This is a genomic window from Hymenobacter nivis (assembly GCF_003149515.1).
Taxonomy (GTDB): Bacteria; Bacteroidota; Bacteroidia; order Cytophagales; family Hymenobacteraceae; genus Hymenobacter; species Hymenobacter nivis.
Genome location: NZ_CP029145.1, coordinates 4272732 through 4289439, shown reverse-complemented (window position 1 = coordinate 4289439; position 16708 = coordinate 4272732). Strand labels below are relative to the sequence as shown.

Genomic DNA, 16708 nt, shown 5'->3' with positions numbered 1-16708 from the left:
ACTGCGTTCGGAATGACGTTTCCTACCCTATGACCTCCATCATCCTCCTTTCCATCTTCGGCATCGTCCAGTTGTTTCTGGGCTTTTTGCGCTCGAACAAGGTGCTGCTGCCCGGCGTGATGCTGGTGCTGCTGGCCGTGTTCGGGGCCAACCTGGCCGACTGGAACCAAGCGCCACAGTCGTTCTTCAACCAGATGCTGACCGTGGACCACTACACAGTGGCCTTCACTGGCATCGTGGTGCTCACGGCGCTGCTGCTGCTGCCCTTCTCGCGCAGCTACGTGGTGGCCCACGAGCCCAACCTGGCCGAGTACTACGCGCTGCTGCTGTTCTCGCTCGTGGGGGCCATCATGATGATTGGCTACGACCACTTACTGATGCTGTTTGTGGGCATTGAAATCCTGAGCATCAGCATGTATGTGCTGGCCGGCGCCAGCAAGCGCGACTCCCGCTCGAACGAGGCCGCCCTTAAGTATTTCCTGATGGGGGCCTTCGCCACCGGCATCCTGCTCTTCGGCATTGCGCTGCTCTACGGCGCCACTGGCACGTTCGCCCTCTCACAAATTGCCGCCGCCGTGGCCGCCCCCGCCAACGCCAGCCTGCTGCCCATGCTCTACATTGGCATCTTGCTGATGATCATCGGCATCGGCTTCAAGGTATCGGCCGCGCCCTTCCACTTCTGGACGCCCGACGTGTACGAGGGCACGCCCACGTTCTTCACCGCCTTCATGAGCACGGTGGTGAAAACGGCCGGCTTCGCGGCGTTTCTCAAGCTGCTGGCCGTGGCCCTACCGGCCGCGCAGGGCTTTTGGGCCCCCACCATCCAGGCCATGTGCGCCCTCACGCTGCTGCTCGGCAACGTGGGCGCCGCCGTCCAAACTACCACCAAGCGCATGCTGGCCTACTCCAGCGTGAGCCACGCCGGCTACCTGCTCATCGGCTTGGTAGCCGGCAATGGCAGCCTCACGGGCCCCGCCGCCAACGGCATTTTCTTCTACTCCCTCGCCTACTCGATAGCCACCGTGGCAGCCTTCGGCGTGCTGAAGCTAGTGGCCGACCACCGCCAGCGCGATGACTACGCCGGCCTAAATGGCCTGGGCAAAACTAACCCCCTACTAGCCTTTGTGATGACCGTAGCCATGCTTTCGCTGGCCGGCATTCCGCTCACGGGCGGCTTCTTCGGCAAATTATTCCTACTCACCGCCGCCGTCGGACAGGGCCACATCGGCCTCGTCGTCTTCGCCGTCATCATGAGCATGGTGGGCATCTACTACTACCTGCGCCCCATCATAGCCATGTACCTGCGCCCCGCCGAGGGCCCCACGGCCGACGCCGTACCCGTCGATGGCTTGCAATCCTTCACCCTGGGCTTGCTGGCGCTGCTCACCATCGCGCTAGGCATCCTGCCGGGCTTGCTAAGCGGAATTTTGTAGTACGTCGCTTTCATATAATAAAGAAGGCCACCCGGATTGGGTGGCCTTCTTTATTACCAACGTAGTGGCAATTTACCGAGCCCTTGGGGCCCTATTTGGCCGCGTAATAGAAACGGTATTGCAACACATGTACCAAGGTCGGCCTCGAAGCGATAGGTGAGCCGGTACTCCCCACCAATGCGGCGCGACTAGAATCCGGCAAAATCGTGTTTGAGGAGTTCTGTTTTGCCCGTGCCCGTGGTAAGGATACGCATACATTCTTTGAGTAATGCCCGGATTTTGCGAGCCGTAGCTTTATCAGTATCGAGCCAGTACTGAAAATCTTCCCAGGCGGCGGTGTCCCAACTCAACGTCACAGCGCCGTCAGTAACTCGTGGGTTTCGCGCTCGCCACGCCTGTCGCGCTCTAAGGCCATGTACAGCCGGGTGGCATTAGAGGGTGAAGAAAATAAGTGAGCGATTTCGTCCAGAGCCGGGGTTTTAGCAACCTGGCCGGGCAACTTGACTAAGGTAAGGTTACGCAGCAACTCTAGCGGGAAGTCGGCGCGGCTCTCGGGTATCTCTAATGTAATTTTCGTGGGTAGTAAATATATGCGAACTACTAATGCAGGTGTGCCGTCAAATTTCCATACTTAATCCACTCCTCCATGCGCTTGTGGTAGCCTACCACGTGGCCCCGCAGGTACTTTTCAATCATTAGGCCAGCGGCGGGGGCGGCGCTACTACCGCCGAATCCGCTGTTCTCAATGAACACGGCGATGGCAATTTTGGGGTTTTCGGCCGGGGCGAAGGCGGCGAAGGTGGCGTGGTCGTAGCCGTGGGGGTTTTGCACGGTGCCGGTTTTGCCGGCCACCGAAATACCGAATTCACGCAGCGAAGCCAGGCTGCCGGTGCCGCCGCGGCCGTCCACTACCTCCTGCATCCCGGGGATGACATACTTGAAATACGCCGTGTCCACGGCCGTGTAGTGCCGCTCGCGGTACTTGGCCAGGGGCCCCGCGTTGCCGATACCTTTCACAAAATGCGGCGTATAGTAGTAGCCATGGTTGGCAATGGTTGCGAGCACGTTGGCCATTTGGAGGCCCGTGATGCCAATTTCGCCCTGGCCAATGGATAGCGAGTACACGGTTTTAAAGTTCCAACGGTGGTAGCCCAAACGCTTATCGTAGTACTCGGGCGACGGGATGAGGCCGCGCTTTTCCTGGCTCATATCCACGCCCAGCTTCTCGCCGAGGCCGAACGATTTCACCATTTTCTGCCATTGGCCCAGGCCCAGGCGGGCATCCTCAAAGCGGTTGGGCGACTTGCCGCGCAGCACCGCCGCCCGCATTACTTGGTAGAAGTAGGGATTGCAGCTGTTTTTGATGGCGATGCTGACGTTGGACGGGTACTCATGATTGTGCGTGCAGCGCACCAGCTTCTGGTTGCACGGAAAGCCAGTGCTAGGCGTCACAACGCCCAACTGCAAGGCCACCAACTCGTTCACGAGTTTAAAAACTGAGCCGGGCGGGTACGTAGCCATCAGGGGTCGGTCAAACAGTGGCCGGTCGGGGTTACGCAGCAGGTCCATGTAGCGGTTGCCCATGCCCTTGCCGGTGAGGGTTTCGGGCGTGTAGTGCGGCGCCGACACGAAGCACAGAATCTCGCCCGTTTTGGGGTCGATGGCCACGATGGAGCCGCGCCGCCCGGCCAGCAGCTCCTCGCCGTAGGCCTGTAGTTCGGCGTCAATGCTCAAGTGCAGGTCCTGTCCGGCCACCGAGAGCGTGTCGAACTCACCGCCCCGGAACGCCCCCTTCTCCACCCCGCGCACGTTCACCATCTTGAACTGCACGCCGCGGCGGCCCATCAGCGTGGGCTCGTAGTACGATTCGAGGCCGGCGATGCCCACGTTTTCGCCCGCGCCGTAGCGCCCGTACTTGGGCAGCTCCAGCAATTTGGGCGTGATGGGGCCCACGTAGCCCAGGGCGTGGGCCAGGTTGGGCGTGCGGTAGGCCCGCGCCATGCGCGCCTGAGTGTAGAAGCCCGGGAAGTCAATCAGGTTGTCCTGAATGGCGGCCCGCTCGGCCAGGCTCAGGTTTTGAACTAGCGGCGAGGGCTTGGTGCCCGAATACTTCCGAGCGGCCTTGAGGCCCTCGCGCAGGCTTTCAATCGGAATTTGCAGCAGTTGGCAGAAACGGGCCGAGTCGAGGCCCTTAACCTCGCGGGGCACCACCAGCAGGTCGTACACGGGCGTGTTGGTGACGAGCAGCTGGTTTTTGCGGTCGTAAATCAGGCCCCGGTAGGGCACTTGCACCAGGCGCTGCAAAGTGTTCCGGTCGGCCGCCAGCTTGTAAGTACTATCAAGCACCTGCATGAAAAAGAGCCGCGTGGCAAACACCAGCCCCACGAGTAGAAATATGCCTTGCACCACGTAGCGCCGGCCTTCCAGGTATTGCATAATATAAAGTTACAACCGAACCGGGGCCCCTACCCAGCTTAATTCAGGGCCCCGGCCTACTGCCGGCTGCGCCGTACCGGGAAAAACAGCAGCTGCACAATCAGCAGCGCCACGCACGTGAAGGCCCAGCTGACCCCCACCTTCTCCAGCGTGAAACCGAAGTGGCGGAAGCTACCTAGCTCCAGCAGGAAAAACGCTAGGTGATGCACCAGCACTAGCACACCCAGGTAGGTCAGGAACCATGCGGGGCCCATAAAGTGCACGTTCACAGCATCAACGGCATCGTAGCCGTCGCGCGGGCGTAGCAGGCGCAGCACCGCCGGCCGCACAAAAGCCAGCAGCACTGCCGCCGCCGCGTGCAGGCCCCCGGTGTCGTAAAAAATATCCATCGTCAGGCCTATGCCGAAAGCCAGCAGCAGTTGCACCACCACCGGCGTGCCCAGCGGCAGAAACAGCACAAACCCCAGGTAAAGAAAACACCAGCCCGCATCAAACAGCACCAACCGGCTGATGATGAGCACGTGCACCAGCGTGTAGACGGCGTAGCGCAGCACCTGCTTCAGCAAAAGACCTACTATTTTCATGGCCGTTTCCCCTTTCCGACCGGTGGCAGGGCGCGGGCCTCCACGGTGTCGCGCTCGGGGCGCGTGCGGTTCGTCACTACGTACACGTAGGTCAGGTTGCTGAAATCGGCGCCCAGGCGCAGGTGCACGGTCCAGAAGTTCTTGTCCGGCTCCTTCACAAACGAGGCAACGGTACCAATAAAGATGCCCTCCGGGAAGATGGCGTTGTAGCCACTCGTCACCACCGTATCGCCCACCACCAGCTTGTTTTGGCGCGGAATGTCGTCGAGCAGTGCCTGCGTAGGATCGTCGCCGGGCCAATGCACGCTCCCAAACGCATTGTCACGCTTGATTTTGGCGGACACGCTGGTTTTGGAATGCAGCAGGCTGGTGGCGGTGGCGTAGTGGGCAGAGGCGGTCTTGATGCGGCCCACCACGCCGGCGGCGGCCAGCACGCCCAGGCCGGGCCGCACGCCGTCGGCCAGGCCCACGTTCAGCGTAAAGTAGTTGTCTACGCTGCGCAACGTGTTGTTAATCACCCGGGCCGGGACGAGTGGGTAGTTGGGGTCGCGGGCGGCCAGGCGCTGCTGGGCCAGCAACAGGGTATCGGGCCGCTGGGCGGGGCGCACGTAGCGCACGCGGCGCAGCGTATCGCCAGGGGCTGGCGGTAGGGCCAGCGAGTCGGCCTCGCGCCGGCTCACGTCGGGCGGATAAAGCTGCTGGCGCAGGCGGGCGTTTTCGGCCAGCAACTGCTGGTTCAGGGCCCCCAGGTGGAAATAGTCGAGTACCTCGGTGCGGCGGGCCAGCACCACGCCCGCGTAGGCATTGGCCGAGTTGAAGAAAGCCGCCCGCTGGTACGAGCTGCTGGTTACGAATAAGTACAAGCTAATTACTTCCAGCACTCCAAACGCCAACAGCCCCTGAAACCGCGCCAGAAACAAAAACAGGTTTTTCATTCATTTAACAATTATCATTTATCATTTAACACCCGGATTATAACCAGGCAGCCAAGTAGTTGGGACTGTCTGTTAAATGTTAATTGATACGTGTTAAATGCATTAGGTCAGCAGCACGCCCTTGAAGGCCTGGATGTCCTTGATGGCCCGGCCAGTGCCGCGCACCACGGCGCGCAGCGGGTCTTCGGCAATGTGGATGGGCAGCTTGGTTTTAGCGGCCAAGCGCTTGTCGAGGCCGCGCAGCAGGGCCCCGCCGCCGGTGAGGTGGATGCCGTGCTCGTAGATGTCGGCCGACAGCTCGGGCGGCGAAATCTCCAGGGCCTTCAGCACGGCCTCCTCGATTTTGGCCACGGACTTGTCGAGCGCAATGGCGATTTCCGAGAACGTGACCTTGATGACTTTAGGAATGCCCGTCATCAGGTCGCGGCCGCGCACCTCGTGGTCCGGTGGCGGATTGTCCAGCTCGGTAAGCGCGGCGCCAACCTCGATCTTGATGCGCTCGGCCGACCGCTCGCCGATGAGCAGGTTGTGCTGGCGGCGCATGTAATCCAGGATGTCCTGGTTGAACACGTCGCCGGCCGTCTTGATACTTTGGTCGCACACAATGCCCGAGAGAGCAATCAGGGCAATTTCCGACGTGCCGCCCCCGATGTCGATAATCATCGAACCCACGGGTTGGTGCACGTCAATACCAATGCCGATGGCCGCGGCCATCGGCTCCTGAATCATCCAGACTTCCTTGGCCCCGGCGTGCTCAGCGGAGTCGCGCACGGCGCGTTTTTCGACTTCCGTGATGCCCGACGGGATGCAGATGACCATGCGGTGCGAGGGCTGAAACAGCCGCTTGCGCGTGTCAATCATCTTAATCAGGCCCTTAATCATCTCCTCCGCCGCGTGGAAATCGGCAATCACGCCGTCCTTCAGCGGGCGAATGGTTTTGATGTTGTCGTGGGTCTTCTCGTGCATTTGCTGGGCCTGGCGGCCAACAGCGATAATCTTATTCGTAGTGCGGTCTTTGGCGATGATGCTCGGCTCGTCCACTACGATTTTGTCGTTGTGGATGATGAGCGTATTAGCCGTGCCCAGGTCGATGGCAATATCGCTGGTCAGGAAGTTAAAGAAACCCATTGAGTTATATCAGAATAGCGGCGCAACGACCGGGGCCACGCGGCAATAAGTGGGCAAAGGTACGGAAGGAATGAGGGGATCCGAAACCTGGGTTCCGCCCTGATTTTCCTTTGCAAAATACCGGGCGCTCCCCCGTACCGGGCAGGACCCTAAACGCCCGAACCGGCCGGCTAGTATGCCTACCGCCGCCCCTTGCGGGCGCCCACTACCGTGGCGGCGGCCACCGTGAGCCCGCCCACGGCCGTCAGCACCGTGCCCACAATGCCCAGCCCGGGCGCCAGCAAGCGCAGCGAAATGCCAATAACCAGCAGGGCGTACCCCACAATGGTGGCGTATTTCATAAAGGAGAAAATTAGGACGTTGTTACCGAATAAAACCGCACAAAAAAGAACATCATGCTTCGCTACACTCCGCATGACGTTCAATTAATAGAACGTTCAATTGTACTTCTCAGAAAGCTTCAATACAAGAAAATTCGCGCGGCCCGGGGGCCCCAGAATTAATGCTTGAAGTGGCGCACGCCGGTGAGCACCATGGCCATGCCGCGCTCGTCGCAGGCGCGGATGCTGTCGGCATCCTTGATGGAGCCGCCGGGCTGCACCACGGCCCGGATGCCAGCCGCGCCGGCAATTTCCACGCAGTCGGGGAAGGGAAAAAAGGCGTCGGAGGCCATCACCGCACCTTGCAGGTCGAAGCCGAAGGCGTGGGCTTTTTCGATGGCCTGGCGCAGAGCGTCCACGCGCGAGGTTTGGCCTACGCCCGAGGCCAGCAGCTGGCCGGCACGGGCCAGCACGATGGTATTGCTCTTGGTGTGCTTGCAGATTTTGCCGGCAAATTCCAGGGCCGCCGTTTCCTCGGCCGTGGGGGCCGACTGCGTGACGACGCGGAAATCAGCAGCGGTTTCGCTCTGGCGGTCCGCGTCTTGCTCGATGAGGCCGTTGAGCAAAGTTTTGATTTGCTTGGCGGGAAACTCGACCGGCTTCTGGCGCAGCAGGATGCGGTTTTTCTTGCTTTGCAGCAGCAGCAGGGCGTCGGGGGCGAAGCCGGGCGCAATCAGCACTTCAAAAAAGAGCTGGCCCAGCTCGGCGGCGGTGGCCGCGTCCACTTCCTTGTTTACGATGATGACCCCGCCGAACGCTGATACGGGGTCGCAGGCCAGGGCCTGCACGTAGGCGGCATGCAGGGTACCGGCCAGGGCCACGCCGCAGGCGTTGGTGTGCTTGAGAATGGCGCAGGCCGGGGGCCCATCGGCAAACTCACGCATGAGCTGCACGGCGGCGTCCACGTCTACCAGGTTATTGTAGCTCAGCTGTTTGCCGTGCAGTTGATCGAACAGGGCCCCCAGGTCGCCGTAGAACGTGCCGGCCTGGTGGGGGTTCTCGCCGTAGCGCAGCGCCGTGGCGGGGCCCTGGGGGTTGGCCGGAGCGGCGGCGGCGTCGTTCGCGGCCAGGTCGGTGCCTTGGCTCACGTACTTGAAGATTTCGGTGTCGTAGTGGCTGGTGGTGGCGAAGGCAGCGGCGGCGTAGTGGCGGCGGTCCTCCAGGTCGGTAGCGCCGTTCTTGGCGGCCAGCAGCTCGGCCACGGCGGCGTACTGCTCGCGGCTGCTGACTACCAGCACGTCGCGGTAGTTTTTGGCGGCGGCGCGCAACAGGGCAATGCCGCCGATGTCAATCTTCTCAATGACGTCGGCCTCGGGGGCCCCACTGGCCACGGTTTCTTCAAACGGGTACAAATCGACCACCACCAAGTCGATGGGCGGGATGCCGTGCTGCTCGGCCTGGGCTAGGTCGCCGGGCTCGTGGCGGCGGTGCAGGATGCCGCCGAACACCTTGGGATGCAGCGTTTTCACGCGGCCGCCGAATACTTCGGGGAAGCCCGTGAGGTCCTCCACGGCCGTGACGGCGGCGCCTTCGCTTTCGAGGAATTGCTGGGTGCCGCCGGTCGAGTACAGCGTGACGCCGTGCTGACGGAGCACCTGCACCAGGGGCCCTAATCGGTCTTTGTGGTAGACGGACAACAGTGCGGCGCGAACGGGACGGGACGACATAAACGGCGGAAAAAGCTATGGCGGAATTACCGCCGCAAAGGTACGCCGCCCCTTCGCCGGGGGCCAAAGCCGGCCGTGATTGAATTTAGCGCCGATGCTGCATAAGCGCAGCAGGAACAAGGGGGAGCCGTTTTGGAGTGTAGTTTACTCATTCGCTTTTCACCCGCGCGCAGATGGTTGCTGATTTTATACCTGCCAATTCTCCCGCCATTACCAACCCTGATTTGCCCTTGCTAACCATGCCCGCCGCAGCCGTGCAGGTCGCCCGGGCCCTAGTACCCCGCCTGTTTGCCCAGGCCACCGCCACCGATGCAGCCGCCACGTTTCCCGCCCAGGAATTTGACTGGCTGCGGGCTGCCGGGCTGCTCACCGCGGCGGGCGCCGCCGGCCTGGGGCCCCCGCCGCCACCGAGGAGCTGCTGACCGTGCTGCGCCACGTCGGGCGGGGTAATTTGGTGGTGGGCCGGCTCTACGAAGGCCATACCAATGCACTGCTGCTCATGCAGTTGTTTGGCACAATGGCGTAGGCGACCCTGGCCGCGCCGCGCCAACTCGAACACGTGGTGTGGGCCTGGCAGCGCGCCGCCCCCGCCGGCCTGCCCCAGCCCGCCGACTACGTGGCGGGGTTTCGCTTGGCCATTGGCGAGGTGCTGCCCCAAAAGCTGGCCGCCATTGCCGCGCACCGCTCGCAGGTGGCACCTGGCGTGTTCACCGGTGATGCCCTTGTCCTTATCCAAATCTTTTGCTGGCTTCTTGGAAGTAGCGTGCGCGCCTTTTTTCGCTGGCTAACACCACTCGAAAAGCCACAATCTGGGCAAGCACTCGCCTAAAAAATCCGGCGGTGGTCCAAAGCAGGATGATACCGGACCTTTAGTTTGTTAATTAAGTCAGCTTAAAAACACGTCAGGAAAGCTGGAAGGACGAATATTCAGACATCATAAATTGAGTGAAATACCGAAATCATCTCGCTTTGGACCATCGCCAAAAATCCCTTTCGGCCGCATGGCCGAAAGGGATTTTGAGTTTTGGGTAAGGACAAGGCCCTGCACAGCAGGACCGGGGCCCCTGGTAATAGCTCAGCCGTTGCCGGCCGGCGCTAGAAGGCTTCGCCGATGGCGAACAGAAACCCCGACTGCGACCCGGCGCCCACCGCGTAATCGAGGCGCAGGTTCACCCGGTCGCGGCGAATGAAGTTGAAGCGTATGCCGGCGCCGCCCGCACCGCGTACCTGGTTGAGTGAAAAATCGCTGGCGCCGTTGGCCACTTCGCCCACGCCGGCAAATGCCGCGCCGTCGATGCGCCAGAACAAGTGCTGGCGCAGCTCGGCCTGGAACATCATCATCTGGCGGTCGCGGTAGCGCTGCTCGTAAATGCCGCGCAGCAAGTTGGCGTTGTTGTACAGCGTGCCGCCCAGGTTGGCCCCGATGCCGGCCAACTCCCGAAACGGCACGTCGCCGGTATGAAACTGCCCCAGGAACTGCATCGCCAAAATGGTTTTATCGGAGAAAATGGGCTGAAAGTGGCGGGCATCGATCTGGTAGCGGATGAATTTGTAGTCCGACCCCAGGCCCTTGCCATTAAACATCACGCTGGCGTCGAGCAAGTCGCCGTGGAAAGCGGCCAGCGCCACGTCGCGCGTGTCGAGCGTAATGACCGGGCCCAGGCCCGACACTGTGGTGCCCATCCGCTCCCGGTTGCTCAGGCGCGGGTCGCGGTAGAAATAGTTGGTGCTGCCATTGTCCGCGGCCCCTTCGGCCTGGATCTGGCTCATGTCGGTGAGGCGGTACTGGGCCCCGAAGAACAGCTTCGGCGCGATGGCCTTTTGCACGCGCTGGTTCACAATGAGCAGCTTGTAGGCCACGTTCGACTGGTCGCCCATCGACGAGTTATTGCCCTTGCCGTAGTAGTACAGCAGTTGGTCGTAGGCGCTGATTTCGCCGTTGAGGTAATACTTCTCGCCCGGCGTGTAGATGGTGTGCACCAACTGGATGAGCGACTGCTTTTTGGCCGTTTGCCAGTACTGGATGCGGGCGTTGGACGAGCGCACGGTGGTATCCTGCCCAAAACGGCCGCTCAAAAGGCCACCCAGCCCGTAGCCAACGCCGGTTTCGGCCTGGTAAAACAGTACCGGAATGGGCAGGATGGTGATGTTTTTCGTGGGCTTGCCGAGGGCGGGGGCCCGCGGGGCCGGCTTCACGACGAGGGGTACTTGTGTGGTATCAGCCGGAGCCGTGGACTGCGCTAAAGCGGTAAAGGAGAGGCCGGCCAGCAAGGCGGCAAGGGGTAAAAAATGCATCAGCTGAATAAAATATGAATTGTTCAGGCGCACTAACGGATTTATGGCCTCCGCGGTTGGTATTGGCCCCGGGGCCCTACCCCAACCCGCCCGCCAGGGCCATGCTGAGCACGCCCGCCAGCATGATGCCTTTGCACCACGTGCTGAGCTGGCGGAAGTGGCGGCGGCGGTCGGCCAGCACCAGCAGGCGCGCCAGGGCCCCCAGCGGCAGCAGCACCAGGGCCCCCAGCCACGCGGCCAGCGGCCAGGGCCCGTGCACCGCCAGCCAGGCCACCGCCCCGCCCGTAAGCACGACCAGGCAAGCCAGGAAAAACCCCGCCACCCACTTGGTGCGGGCCACGCCTAGCACCAGCGGCAGCGTGCGGCAGCCGTGCTGGTCGTCGCCGCGCATGTCCTCCACGTCCTTCACTATTTCGCGCACCACCGTGAGCAAAAACGCCGCCAGCGCGTAGCGCCACACCACCTCGTTGCCGGTGCGCAGCTGCAGTTCGGGCAGCAGCACCAGCGCCGCCGTGAGCGTCCCGATGCTGACGTTGCCCACCAGCGCCACCCGCTTGAAGCGGGCCGAGTAGCCCCACAGCAGCAGCGCCGCCCCCAGCGTGACGCCCCCCAGCAGCGGCGACAGAAAAGCGGCCAGCGCCACGCCCGTGCCGCTCAGCACCAGATGGGCCAGCATGGCAGTGCGCCGCCGCACCACGCGCCCCACCACCAGCCGGCTGGGCCGGTTGATGGCATCAATCTTCACGTCGTAGTAGTCGTTGATGATGTAGCCGGCCGCCGCCACTAGTAGAGCACTCAGCACCAGCAGGCCGAAGCGCGGGGCCAGTAGGGCCCCCGCCTGCCCCGGCAGCAGCAGCCCCGCCCGCACCAGTGCCAGGCTCAGCAGCATGATGAGCAGGTTGGGCCAGCGCACCAAACCGGCCAGCAGCCGGCCGCGCGCCCCGCCCACCGCCCCGCCGGGGCCCGGCAGCCCGGCGGGCAGCGGTACAGAAAAATCGAGGGCGGGCATAGGGCCCGCAAAGGTGGGGCCCAGCGGCGGCACCAACCCCGCCAGACATAGCGAAGGCTTCCCGACAGTGCCGAAAAGCCTCTCTAAGCTAGTAAGATAGCGCGCGGGGCGTTGCCTCAGATTTTGCGTACGTTCACGGCGTTCACGCCCTTGCGGCCTTCCTGGGTTTCAAATTCCACCCGGTCGTTTTGCTGAATCTGGCCCCCGTTCAGGCCGGTGATGTGGACGAAGAAATCTTCGCGGGTGGCCTCGTCGGTGATAAAGCCGTAGCCTTTCTCTTCGTTAAAAAATTTTACGGTCCCGGTGTTCATCGCAATAAAAGAAAAATGTGGAAGGGGCCTAAACAGGCGGCCGGATTGCCTTGCCCCACCAACGCAGCCGGGCACCTCCTTCCATACGGCGGGGCCGGGCGGCGGGTTGAGGACCCCAGCCACCTCCACCGTTATTGGTTATCGCGCCACTCGTACACCCACTTGGCCTGGATTTGCTCCAAGTGGCCTTCGGTGGCTTGCTCGCGGGTACCGGCAAAGTTGGGCAGCGTCAGCACCCAGTCAATCAGGTCGGTGAAGCGGATACGGTAGATACGGGGCTCCGGGTATTCTTCGCCGAATTTCTCGTACAGCGCCATAGCTACGTCCTCGTGGTCGGCCCACTGGATGGGGGGTTCAAAGTGGTTCACAGGAATTAATGTGAAAATGTGAGCGATGCGAAGGTGTGAAAAAGTGAGCGAGGTTAAAGCACGGTTGCCCATTGTCATTTCTCACATTTTTCAATTTTCACATCAATAAAATTAGTGCCCCAGGAAGTGCTGCGGCGGGACGGTGACGGTGAGCTCCATGCCGGCCTCTACCACACACTGGCAGGCCAGGCGCGAGTTGATGCGCGGGTTCTCAGCGCGGTCAATGAAGTCTTCCTCCTTATCGCTGATTTCGGGCAGGTCGTCGCCGCCGCGGTCCACGTACACGTGGCAGGTGCTGCACCCGCACACGCCGCCGCAGTTGTGTTGGAGTTGGATGGCGTTGTTCAGGGCCACGTCGAGCACCGACTCGCCGGCGGCCGCCACGTGGGTCTGGGCCGGTTGGCCGTCCTTGAACTGAAACGTAATGGTGGTGGCGGGCACGAATTTGGGGTCTTTGGTAAAGGAAAAAGCTGCCGGGAAACCAGCAAGCCGTTGGGGTTCAACCGCCCGGCCCGGGCCAGGGTTGGGCAGCGGGCCCATATTTTTTTTATACGACGCCGGGCCCCAACGCGGCCGCAAAGGTAGGGCTACCCGGCCCGGCGTCAAAGCCGCGGCTACTTGCCGGCCGGCCCGGGCGCTGGGGGCAATACTTCCTGAATACTAGCGGTCAACTGATTATAAATTCCCAACCAGGCCGGGTGCGCCGCCAGCACTGCCTGGTGGGCCCCCAGCGTGGGCACGTCGCGGCGGGCGGCGGGCCCCGTCTGCACCGTAAAGGGCGAGCCGGTAGCCAGGGCCTTGGCCACGGTTTCGCGCACCAGCGGGGCCAGCAGGGCGGCCGGCAAGCCCGCCTCGGTCATGAGCGCGTCGGCCACGCCCAGCAGGTGGTTAGTGAAGTTGTTGGCAAACACCGCTGCCACATGCAGCCGCAGCCGGTCAGCCGATGCCAGCAGGCGCACATCGTCACTCAGGCTACGGGCCAGGACCAGCAGCATATTTAGGGCCCCGGCGTCGGCGGCTTCCACGCACAGTGGCACGGAGGCCCAGTCCACGGCCCGGCCAGCGCTGAACGTTTGCAGCGGGTATAGCACCCCGCCCAATACTTCCGGCTGGGCTTCGAATATGCCCAGCGGCAGGGCCCCCGCCAAGTGGGCCACCACGGCCCCAGTCGGCCAGGCCACCGCCGCCAGCACCGGGGCCACGGCCGCATCGGGCACAGCTAGGAGGTACACATCGGCGGGCGGCAACGGGGCCTCCAGGCCGGGCAGCACGGCCGCGCCCGGCAGCGCCGCGGCCAGGGCCCCGGCTGTGGCGGCGTGGCGGCTCCACACGAAGGCTACGGCGTGGCCGGCAGCCACCAGGGCGGGGCCCAACTGCCCGGCCACGCGCCCGGCTCCGAACAGGCCCACGCGCAGCGAATAGGCTGGGGCGGTAGTATCAGTAAGGTGCGCGACGGCCATGCGTTGGGATTTAATTAAAAATTAAAAGTGAAGAACTAAAAGTGCTGCGAAGTGTCCCTCGGCGCATTTTTAATTCTTCACTTTTAATTTTTAATTCATCAGGCTACCGGCGCCAGGCGGGTGCGGGGCGTGGGCAAAGCGTCGGTTTCCGGGGCCTCGGGGGCCGCGTTGCGTTTGGTGTTGCGCTGGCGAAGGCTCAGGGCGAAGCCCAAGGCCATGAGAAGCGTGCCGCTCCAAAGCAGGTTGATGAAAGGTTTCTCCATCGCTTTCAGGATGATGTAATCCTTCTGGGCCGTGCTCACGCCAAAGGTGAACTTACCTTTCTGCGGGTCAACACTGTTGAGGCTGAGGCGAATGCCGAGGTCATCTACCTCATCAGGCACGCGGCCCACCGAGCGGTTGCGCACAATAAACAGCGGGTGGGCGTGGTACTGCCGCTGCTCGCCCGATACAATCATGTCGGCCTGCAAGGCCAAGTCGCCTTTTTTCAGGTCCAAGCCCACCGTTTCGCGGGCCGGCTCGATAGCGCGGAACACGGCGAAGTAGTCGTTCAGGAAGATCGTATCGCCCACGCTGAGCGTGTGTTCCTTGGGCTCGCTCCACTGCTTGTCCTTGCGTGTGTCGGGGGCCCCGCCAATATGGGTATAAATGTCGTGGCCCCAGAAGTGCTTGATGTCCGGCGAAGCCAAAATGCCGCCCATCTCCTCGTTAATTTGGGCCCGGGGGTAGAGCGTGAATTTCTCGCCGGTGGCCTTTTTGGCGTAATCGACGCGGTAAAAAGTGTTTTCGGGGACGATAGTTACCGTGTCGCCGGTCTTGTAATACAGCTTATTACCCACTTTAATGTCGGCGCGGGCCAGGGTTTTGTAGTCGTCGTCGGTGCGGAACAGCATCTGCTTGTTCACGTAACCGGGAACGCCGGGCACCTCAAAATACTGGCCCGCATACGTGAGCTGGTAGCCGTGCATGGGCGCGGCCTCGTTGCGGTACAGCAACACGTTATCGCGGTTGATATCCTCCGAAAAATCGCGCGAGTAGAGCAGGCCCGACACGTTGCGCGAGATGATGCTCGAGTAGCCCGACGAGGCCAGCACACCCAGCAGCATCAGCGCTACGCCGAGGTGAGCCAGGGCCCCACCCGAGAGCTTGATGCCGCGCCGCGCCAGCGTGAAGAGCGTGCCCAAATTGGCCAATACCCCGAACAACCCGGCCAGGAACAACGCCACGTAAGCAGGCGAAATCGTAAGACCATTATAGCGAATGAGCAGCACCGCTAAGGCCGTACCCAGCAGGGCCAACAGCACCGATGGCGTGAGGGCATTCAGCACGGTTTCCTTGTCGTTGCGCTGCCACCACATCACCTGGCCCACGCCCGAAAGCAGGCCCACACCCACACCCATCCACAGTTGCAGCTTGGAATAGTGAGCCACTTGGTCGACGGGCAGGGCCACGTTGGTTTTGACGCCGATGAAGCCCATGAAGGCATTATATACCGGAATGCTGGTGGTGAACAGCACCTGGAAGGCCCCCAGACACAGCACCGTCGCGCCCACGAACACCCACAACTCGGGGCTGTACATGCTCAGTTCTTTGGGCGACACCGGAATGTCTTTCCAGCGCCACACCAGCAGGCCCACGGCTAGCACGGTGAAGAAGCCCAGGTAGATCAGCAGCTGGCCCGACAGGCCCAAATCGGTAAACGAGTGCACCGAAGCGTTGCCCAGCACACCGCTCCGGGTGAGGAATGTGGCGTAGAGCACTAGAATAAACGTGGTGATAACCAAGGCGTAGGCCGTGCGCAGGCCCGTGCGGCGGCGCTGCCACAGCACCAGCCCGTGCAGGCCCGCCACCAGCACCAGCCACGGAATGTACACGGCGTTTTCAACCGGGTCCCAGTTCCAGTAGCCGCCGAAGTTCAGGGTTTCGTAGGCCCAATAGGCCCCCATCACCACGCCCACGCCCAGTACGCCGCCACCCACCAGGCTCCACGGGATGGCAGGTTTCACCCAAGCCGTTAGCTCTTTTTTCCAGAGTGCTGCGATGGCGAAGGCAAACGGCACCAGCGTAAGGGCAAAGCCCAGAAACAGCGTAGGTGGGTGAATCACCATCCAGTAGTTCTGGAGCAGGGCATTGAGGCCAGTGCCATCCTTGGGCACGAAGTTGGGGTTGGTCTTCCACACCGGCAGGTCGGTGAGGAAGTCGCGTAGCAACATGAACGGCGAGGAGCCAATTTTGAGGCCCCCGGCCACCACGCCCACAATCATGCTCACCAAAAAGGCCTGCACGGCGCTGAACACGGCCAGCACCGGCGCCTCCCACTTCTTGTTAAAGAGCATGATGCAGCCGCCCAGCACCACTTGCCAGAAAATCCAAAGCAGGAAGCTACCCTCCTGCCCGGCCCAGAAGCACGATATCATGTACTTGAGGGGCAAGTGGTTGGAGCTGTGGCTCCAAGCGTAGTAGTATTCGTAGCGGTGATGGTAGATGATGTCGAACAAACACCCCACCACGGCCAGCACCGCCGCGCCGTGCACGAAAAACGCGCCGCGGCCCAGGCGCTGCCAGCTCGGGTCCACGTCGCCCAGGGCCCGGCCCTGCGTCGCCTGGAAGTAGGCATAAGCCGCAACCACGGCCGCCACAAACGCCACGATGACGCTCAGGTGGCCAATATCTCCAACGAGTAAGTTCATATAAATCAGAAT

At 62.1% G+C, this 16708-nt stretch carries 17 protein-coding genes; 3 read left to right on the top strand and 14 right to left on the bottom strand.

The genetic code is table 11. The features are described 5' to 3' along the window. The first annotated feature begins 29 nt into the window (after nt 1-29). Nucleotides 30-1433, top strand: coding sequence for an NADH-quinone oxidoreductase subunit N (locus DDQ68_RS19090; RefSeq protein WP_109657723.1), 1404 nt, complete (start codon nt 30-32; stop codon nt 1431-1433). Nucleotides 1434-1621: 188 nt separating this feature from the next. Here the strand turns inward: DDQ68_RS19090 and DDQ68_RS19085 are convergent, their stop codons facing one another. From DDQ68_RS19085 to purH, 7 genes are all read right to left on the bottom strand, one after another. Continuing rightward, nucleotides 1622-1789 carry a type II toxin-antitoxin system YoeB family toxin gene (locus tag DDQ68_RS19085; protein ID WP_109657722.1) on the bottom strand — a complete coding sequence of 56 codons (168 nt, stop codon included), beginning with the start codon at nt 1787-1789 and terminating at the stop codon, nt 1622-1624. Between the two features lie 244 nt (nt 1790-2033). Beyond that, nucleotides 2034-3869 (bottom strand): penicillin-binding transpeptidase domain-containing protein, encoded by a 1836-nt coding sequence (locus DDQ68_RS19080; RefSeq protein ID WP_109657721.1) that lies wholly within the window; start codon nt 3867-3869, stop codon nt 2034-2036. A gap of 56 nt (nt 3870-3925) precedes the next feature. Continuing rightward, nucleotides 3926-4453: a hypothetical protein gene (locus DDQ68_RS19075; RefSeq protein ID WP_109657720.1), complete on the bottom strand. Its 528-nt coding sequence runs from the start codon at nt 4451-4453 to the stop codon at nt 3926-3928. Next, the gene (mreC, locus tag DDQ68_RS19070; protein ID WP_109657719.1) at nt 4450-5388 is read right to left on the bottom strand and encodes a rod shape-determining protein MreC; all 939 of its coding nucleotides are present in this window, start codon (nt 5386-5388) and stop codon (nt 4450-4452) included. The genes DDQ68_RS19075 and mreC overlap by 4 nt, the downstream gene beginning before the upstream one ends. Nucleotides 5389-5490: 102 nt before the next feature. Then, nucleotides 5491-6516, bottom strand: a complete 1026-nt coding sequence (locus tag DDQ68_RS19065; protein ID WP_068228591.1) for a rod shape-determining protein — start codon at nt 6514-6516, stop codon at nt 5491-5493. Between the two features lie 179 nt (nt 6517-6695). Continuing rightward, on the bottom strand, nt 6696-6857 hold the full coding sequence (locus tag DDQ68_RS23090) for a hypothetical protein (protein ID WP_162550252.1): 162 nt from the start codon (nt 6855-6857) through the stop codon (nt 6696-6698). A gap of 158 nt (nt 6858-7015) precedes the next feature. After that, complete coding sequence (gene purH / locus DDQ68_RS19060) at nt 7016-8563, bottom strand: bifunctional phosphoribosylaminoimidazolecarboxamide formyltransferase/IMP cyclohydrolase (protein WP_109657718.1); 1548 nt, start codon at nt 8561-8563, stop codon at nt 7016-7018. A gap of 173 nt (nt 8564-8736) precedes the next feature. Between purH and DDQ68_RS19055 the strand changes: the two genes are divergently transcribed. Continuing rightward, on the top strand, nt 8737-8985 hold the full coding sequence (locus DDQ68_RS19055) for a hypothetical protein (protein WP_109657717.1): 249 nt from the start codon (nt 8737-8739) through the stop codon (nt 8983-8985). A 137-nt stretch (nt 8986-9122) separates the two neighbouring features. Beyond that, a complete protein-coding gene (locus tag DDQ68_RS19050) occupies nt 9123-9392 on the top strand; it encodes a hypothetical protein (RefSeq protein WP_109657716.1) in 270 nt (89 codons plus the stop codon). 266 nt (nt 9393-9658) lie between these two features. On the opposite strand, the gene DDQ68_RS19045 is transcribed toward DDQ68_RS19050, so the two are convergent. From DDQ68_RS19045 to ccsA, 7 genes are all read right to left on the bottom strand, one after another. Beyond that, nucleotides 9659-10858 carry a BamA/TamA family outer membrane protein gene (locus DDQ68_RS19045; RefSeq protein ID WP_109657715.1) on the bottom strand — a complete coding sequence of 400 codons (1200 nt, stop codon included), beginning with the start codon at nt 10856-10858 and terminating at the stop codon, nt 9659-9661. 76 nt (nt 10859-10934) lie between these two features. Next, a complete protein-coding gene (locus tag DDQ68_RS19040) occupies nt 10935-11867 on the bottom strand; it encodes a geranylgeranylglycerol-phosphate geranylgeranyltransferase (RefSeq protein ID WP_109658522.1) in 933 nt (310 codons plus the stop codon). A gap of 116 nt (nt 11868-11983) precedes the next feature. Continuing rightward, the gene (locus tag DDQ68_RS19035) at nt 11984-12178 is read right to left on the bottom strand and encodes a cold-shock protein (RefSeq protein ID WP_068228568.1); all 195 of its coding nucleotides are present in this window, start codon (nt 12176-12178) and stop codon (nt 11984-11986) included. A gap of 131 nt (nt 12179-12309) precedes the next feature. Then, complete coding sequence (iscX, locus tag DDQ68_RS19030) at nt 12310-12546, bottom strand: Fe-S cluster assembly protein IscX (protein WP_245897115.1); 237 nt, start codon at nt 12544-12546, stop codon at nt 12310-12312. Between the two features lie 111 nt (nt 12547-12657). Continuing rightward, a complete protein-coding gene (locus tag DDQ68_RS19025; RefSeq protein WP_245897114.1) occupies nt 12658-12987 on the bottom strand; it encodes a 2Fe-2S iron-sulfur cluster-binding protein in 330 nt (109 codons plus the stop codon). A 173-nt stretch (nt 12988-13160) separates the two neighbouring features. Further along, nucleotides 13161-14006 carry a Rossmann-like and DUF2520 domain-containing protein gene (locus DDQ68_RS19020; RefSeq protein WP_109657714.1) on the bottom strand — a complete coding sequence of 282 codons (846 nt, stop codon included), beginning with the start codon at nt 14004-14006 and terminating at the stop codon, nt 13161-13163. A gap of 98 nt (nt 14007-14104) precedes the next feature. After that, a complete protein-coding gene (ccsA, locus tag DDQ68_RS19015; RefSeq protein WP_109658519.1) occupies nt 14105-16696 on the bottom strand; it encodes a cytochrome c biogenesis protein CcsA in 2592 nt (863 codons plus the stop codon). Nucleotides 16697-16708 lie beyond the last annotated feature (12 nt).

Coding starts and splice junctions, on each gene's coding strand:
- DDQ68_RS19090 (WP_109657723.1), top strand. CDS start 30: ATGACCTCCATCATCCTCCTTTCCATCTTCGGCATCGTCCAGTTGTTT.
- DDQ68_RS19080 (WP_109657721.1), bottom strand. CDS start 3,869: ATGCAATACCTGGAAGGCCGGCGCTACGTGGTGCAAGGCATATTTCTA.
- DDQ68_RS19075 (WP_109657720.1), bottom strand. CDS start 4,453: ATGAAAATAGTAGGTCTTTTGCTGAAGCAGGTGCTGCGCTACGCCGTC.
- mreC (WP_109657719.1), bottom strand. CDS start 5,388: ATGAAAAACCTGTTTTTGTTTCTGGCGCGGTTTCAGGGGCTGTTGGCG.
- DDQ68_RS19065 (WP_068228591.1), bottom strand. CDS start 6,516: ATGGGTTTCTTTAACTTCCTGACCAGCGATATTGCCATCGACCTGGGC.
- DDQ68_RS23090 (WP_162550252.1), bottom strand. CDS start 6,857: ATGAAATACGCCACCATTGTGGGGTACGCCCTGCTGGTTATTGGCATT.
- purH (WP_109657718.1), bottom strand. CDS start 8,563: ATGTCGTCCCGTCCCGTTCGCGCCGCACTGTTGTCCGTCTACCACAAA.
- DDQ68_RS19055 (WP_109657717.1), top strand. CDS start 8,737: ATGGTTGCTGATTTTATACCTGCCAATTCTCCCGCCATTACCAACCCT.
- DDQ68_RS19045 (WP_109657715.1), bottom strand. CDS start 10,858: ATGCATTTTTTACCCCTTGCCGCCTTGCTGGCCGGCCTCTCCTTTACC.
- DDQ68_RS19040 (WP_109658522.1), bottom strand. CDS start 11,867: ATGCCCGCCCTCGATTTTTCTGTACCGCTGCCCGCCGGGCTGCCGGGC.
- DDQ68_RS19035 (WP_068228568.1), bottom strand. CDS start 12,178: ATGAACACCGGGACCGTAAAATTTTTTAACGAAGAGAAAGGCTACGGC.
- DDQ68_RS19020 (WP_109657714.1), bottom strand. CDS start 14,006: ATGGCCGTCGCGCACCTTACTGATACTACCGCCCCAGCCTATTCGCTG.
- ccsA (WP_109658519.1), bottom strand. CDS start 16,696: ATGAACTTACTCGTTGGAGATATTGGCCACCTGAGCGTCATCGTGGCG.